Here is a 5,064-nt window from a genome sequence, read left to right on the forward strand (position 1 = left end):
GCGGGCCGGCCGGGCGGGGCCGGGGGGGGGGGGGGGCCCCCGGGGCGGCGCCCCGCCCCCCCCCCCCGCGGGGGGGGCCCCCCCCCCCCCCCCCCCACCCCCCCCCCCCCCCTCAGGGCGGTACGAAAGGATGTGTCGGACCCTCGTCCTAGGCTGCCCCGCATGAGCATGAACGGGGAGTACCTGCGCATCACGCCGGACGAGTGGGAGCGCACCCTCAAGGATCCCGACTGGGCCTACGGCCTGGCCGAGGAAGCGATGGACGCGGCGGAGGAGAACGAAACCACCTCGCCGGACGCCCGGCACTTCACCACCGGCCAGACCTGGCACATGCTCGACTTCCTGCTGCGGCGCGCGGACTTCCCCGTCGACATCGTGATGGGGGAGGAAGAGGTCCCGGGCGCCGGAGAGTGGGGGTACGAGCCCCCACGCTTCCTGCCTCCGGCCCGCGTCCGGTCGGCAGCCGAAGCACTGCGAAGGCTGAGCTACGCCGGACTCGTCCAGGACGTCGAGCCCGCCGAGCTTGCCCGCGCCGAGATCTACCCGTCGATCTGGGACTCACCGGAGGCCCTGGGATGGGCCGCCGACCTGTTCCCGGAGCTGACCGCGTTCTTCGAGGCGGCTGCCGCAGCGGGCGACGGCATGCTGCTCTGGATCGACTGAACCCAGGGAGCTGGACATCCCCGCACACGCGGGGGCGAAGGAGGCTCTGCTCCTAACGGGGGCCATCCCCGCACACGCGGGGGATCCCAACCGGGGCCGAGGGTACGCCCTACGGCCCCGTCGGGACCAGACCCGCAGAGGTCAACGCTTCCCGCCGCGCCGCATCAGGATCGTGAGCGTGGCACGGGCGTCGCGCCGGCGCTGCGGGTTGCGGAACAGGACGGAGGAGGCCGCCACGGTGGCGATGGCGCCGGTGTAGGCCAGGCCGGTGGCGGCGGAGAGGGTGGCAGCCTCCTGGAGGACGGATTCCAGGACGGTCAGCAGGACGGACATGCGAATCCCCTTGGGGTTGTCGCCCGGTGGTCTGCCCCGCCGGGCGCGGTTCCACAGGTATCCGCTGTCCGGTAGGTGTCCGGCGATCTCCGGAGCGCCGGGATCGGCTTCAAGTGCGCAGGTCAGAGGGGGAATGAAAATGCGTCCGGTGAACTCTTCGGCGGGCAGCGGCCCACGCTTCGGCGACGCTCTCAAGCGGCTCTTTGAAGCTGCTGGTGGAGGGCAGACGCTGTCGTTACGAAGCCTGGCGGCGAAGCACGGGGTGAGTGTGCAGAGACTCAGCGACTGGTGCCGGGGCGTTGACGTCCCCCGCAAGCCTGAATACGTCGACTACGTGCTGCGGGTGCTCATCCCCTTCCTGGGGGACCGAGCAGCGGGCCGAACGCAGGGGTACCACCGGATATCCGCAGCCGCCTGGGAACGCATGCTCGATGAGGCCCAAAAAGCAGGCAAGAGTAGGCAGGGGGGCCCAGGTCTCCGCGTGAAGGCGACGTCGCAGGGTCGTCTGCTGCGTGGACCTTCCACGGCTCTCCGGGACGTCCTGCCCTCCGAGTTGGTCGGGCGTGAGGAAGAACTGGCCGCCTTGGCGGCCTTCGCGACGGCTCCCGACGATGCACCCGCCTACCTCCGGTGGCAGGCGGGCCCCTGGGCCGGCAAGACCGCCCTGCTGGCCTGGTTCGCCACACACTGCCTGCCCGACGGGGTCGACGCCGCGCACTACGTCATCGCCGGGCGTTTGGGTACCGATCGCCGCGACGCCTTCGTACGGGAGGTCCGGAAGCAGTTGGCCGCCGCTGCGGAGGGGAAACGACTGCCGGAGGTGGACAGCAAACACCCCGACCTCAACGCGCTGTACGAGGTGGCTGCGCGTGCGAGCAAGGAACGGCGGCGGCGCCTCCTCCTCATCGTTGACGGTCTCGACGAGGACGCAGACGCCGGGCTGGAGTCTGCAGGCATCGCGGGGCTTCTGCCCAAGCAGCCCCCGCAAGGCATGCGTGTCATCGTCACCGGGCGGCCCAACCCGGGTGCCCCGCCGAACCTGGCACCCGACCACCCTCTGCGGGATCCCGCCATCACCCGCCGCCTGACCGACTCACCCTCGGCACAGGTCATCCGGGACATGGCCCTGACAGAACTGCGTTCCCTGCTGGCCGACCGCGACCTCGGCCGACGCCTTTTGGGTCTGCTCGTCTCGGCGAAGGGCGCGCTCACCGGGGCGAACCTGGCCGAGCTCACTGGTCTGACGCAGTACGACGTACAGGAGAAGCTCCGCAGCGTGGCCGGCCGTTCCATGGCTCCCACCCGCATAGACCTACTGGCCTTGGACGCGCGGGCCGAGGCGGAGGCCGAAGCCGGCCGGCAGACCTTCGTCCCGGCCCACCGTGAGCTGCACGACACCGCGCGAGGCGAACTGGGCAGGCGATTCCTCGCCGCATGCACCGAGGACCTGCACGGCTGGGCCCGCCAATACCGGGACGCGCACTGGCCCGACAGCACCCCGAACTACCTCCTCACCGGCTATACCCACCTCGTACGCGAGAGCGGCGATATCGACCGGCTGGCGGCCCTGGTCCTCGACCCGCACCGCCAGCTCCGCCTCGTCCAGCGGTCCGGGCCCGACGTCGCCCTCGCCGACCTAAGCCTCCTCGCCCTGCCCGGCGACGACCGTACGACGCCACCGAGCCCGGCCCGTGCGGCCGCGGTCTCGGCCGCCCGGGAGCTGCTGCTGGCACAGGTACGCCCGCTGCCCCACCCCATCGCACGCACGATCGCCCGGCTCGGCGACGCACGACGTGCCAGGGCCCTGGCCGGCGCCTCCGGGCATGCCGCCGACAAGGCACTGGGCCTGGCCGGCGTGGCCCACGTACTGCACGCCATGGGCCACGAACAGGCCGCCGACGCCGCAGTGGACGCAGGGAACTGGGCGCGTACGGCGCTGGAACGGGCAGGCCACATCGGTCACGCCGCCGATGACGCGGAGGCTGCGGTAGGACAGGCAGCGCTCGCCCTGCTGGAGACGGGCAAGCACGACGAGGACGCTCTCGAACTGCTCCGCTCCACACACGGGACGAGCTCGGCCCGCAACGAGGCCTGCGCCGAGGCCGCCCGCCTGCTGCTGTCCCACGACCCGGAGTCCGCGGCGGAGCTCCTGGACGGACTGGAGGAGCAGGCCGAGGAACTGGCCGCCGGAGATCCGGCGGAAGGACATGCGGCAGCCGCCGCGGTTCGACTCTGGCAGACCGTCGCCGCTGTTGCTCCGGAGCGTGGCGACCGCCTCCACGATCGGGTCCTGGAGCACGCACAGGAGGTCTGGGCCGAGGCCCCGACCCTGGAAAGCGTCTCCGTTCTCGCGGCCGCCGCCTCATTCGTGGCGGAGGCCAGGTCGGCGGAGGCCGAGCAGCTCGCCGGTGCGGCCTGCCGGTACGTCGAAGTCGTACTGCTTGAAGGCGCCCATCCGCTGTTGCCACCGGATGCCTTGCACATCGAGTTCGGCTTCCACAACACGCTCGCCATGCTCTGTCAGGCACTCACCGATGTCGGCGCGGCGCAGGAGACGGTCGACCGCTTCCTGGAGCGCACGGAACAGGTACTCCCAGCCGAGCCCGGAGATCGACTGGAACAACCCGCTGACTGGGACGAGGGCGAAGACAGCGACGCCGTCACTGAGGCCGAAAGGCTCGCCGAAGAGGCCTTCCGGCTGGCCGACCGTGGCGCCGACGGCGACGCCGAGCGCGTCCTGGAGGAGGCCCTGACCCTCCTGCCGACGACCGGTCCGGGCACGGGCCGCAGTCCCGTATGGCTCCCGGACCTTGCAGCGGCGCTCATCCGTACCGGCGCAGCCGCAGAAGCCGAGCGGCTGCTCGCCGTGGCGCACAGCTCAGCCGACCTGGTGCGCGTGCACGCCGCCATGGCCATGGCGTACGCGGATTCGGGCCTGGAAGCCGACGCGAGCAGGCACGCGCAGACCGCATCCCGAACAGCCGCCTCCACCACCGCTCCGGACTGGGCCTGGTCCTACGCCGCTCAAGCCCTGGCGCGCGCAGGGGAAGTGGAGTCCGCCATGGACCTCATCCGGCAGGACAGGCAGCCGACCGGCGCCGGCCGACGGGCCGCGTGGCGGAAGACCGACAGCTCTGCCCGTATCGCGGTGGCCGCGGAACTCGCGATCCTCTTCCCGGCGAAGGCGGGCGAACTGCTGCTCCCGCTGCTGATCCGGCTGAACGCCGCCCGCAACGCGATCCGGAGCCAAGGGCTGCTGACGAGGGTGGCCGAGCTCTTCCCGGCCGCCACCCACCTCGCGCCCGAGCAGAAGCAGCTCGTCGACGAGGTACGGGACGAAGCGCTCGCGCAGTTCGAGCGGAGCGCCCCTCACACCTGGCAGCCGGAAGACGTGCTGGTGTACGCCTTCCTGCGCATCGGCGCTGGAGAAGATGCCCGCACGCAACTGGACTGGCTGAGCCGTGACATGGCGAACCGCGGATCGCAGCACTTTCCCACGGCCGCCTTGGCTGTGCTCCACGCGGCACTGGGCGACACCGACACCGCCGAGCGGGTGGCCAACCTGCCCGCAGCCCCGCAACACCGCGCGATGGCACTGACCGCCGTGGCGTCGCACCTCGCGCGCCTACCGCTCCGCCCGCTGCCCGGCCCCGACCCGGCCCGAGCGGACCCCTTCACCCGCACCATCCAGCACCTGGCCCTGCAGGTCACTCCTGAGGCATCACCCGACGGGGAAGCGGCCACCAGGCTCCTCCGCCCGGCCCTGGGCACGACCGGCTGGTGTCACGCCCTGCCATTCCTGAGCCGCCTCGCCCCTGAGGCGATCGCCGCCGTCCGCGACATCGTGGTCGTGCACCTCGACGTCACCGGAGGCACCCGACCCAGCTGACCGAGGCACCCGGTGAGGCCTGAGGAGGCCTGGCAGCCGGCGTGAACCTCGCTGCCCACCACCCGTTGGGGGGGGGGGGGGGTGGGTGGGGTGGCCACACTCATGCAGACCAACCCCCACCCGGGCCACCGCCGCCCCCGGGGGGGGGTCGGGAACGCCGCCCCACACGACAACAAAAA

General features: G+C 71.9%; 3 protein-coding genes. 2 read left to right on the plus strand and 1 reads right to left on the minus strand.

Annotated features, from left to right (window positions below; translation table 11 throughout):
* Nucleotides 1-162 precede the first annotated feature (162 nt).
* The gene (locus ACFYZL_RS25915; protein ID WP_388682182.1) at nt 163-663 is read left to right on the plus strand and encodes a DUF1877 family protein; all 501 of its coding nucleotides are present in this window, start codon (nt 163-165) and stop codon (nt 661-663) included.
* Nucleotides 664-804: 141 nt separating this feature from the next.
* Here ACFYZL_RS25915 and ACFYZL_RS25920 read toward each other — a convergent pair whose 3' ends face one another.
* Nucleotides 805-996 carry a hypothetical protein gene (locus ACFYZL_RS25920; RefSeq protein WP_388682185.1) on the minus strand — a complete coding sequence of 64 codons (192 nt, stop codon included), beginning with the start codon at nt 994-996 and terminating at the stop codon, nt 805-807.
* Nucleotides 997-1,477: 481 nt separating this feature from the next.
* On the opposite strand from ACFYZL_RS25920, the gene ACFYZL_RS25925 reads away from it, so the two are divergent.
* Nucleotides 1,478-4,885 (plus strand): hypothetical protein, encoded by a 3,408-nt coding sequence (locus tag ACFYZL_RS25925; RefSeq protein ID WP_388682188.1) that lies wholly within the window; start codon nt 1,478-1,480, stop codon nt 4,883-4,885.
* Nucleotides 4,886-5,064: the final 179 nt, after the last annotated feature.

It is taken from the genome of Streptomyces sp. NPDC001717 (assembly GCF_042892775.1).
GTDB lineage: Bacteria > Actinomycetota > Actinomycetes > Streptomycetales > Streptomycetaceae > Streptomyces.

Excerpts from the sequence above, each read along its gene's own strand:
- ACFYZL_RS25915 (WP_388682182.1), top strand. The coding sequence starts at position 163 with ATGAGCATGAACGGGGAGTACCTGCGCATCACGCCGGACGAGTGGGAG.
- ACFYZL_RS25920 (WP_388682185.1), bottom strand. The coding sequence starts at position 996 with ATGTCCGTCCTGCTGACCGTCCTGGAATCCGTCCTCCAGGAGGCTGCC.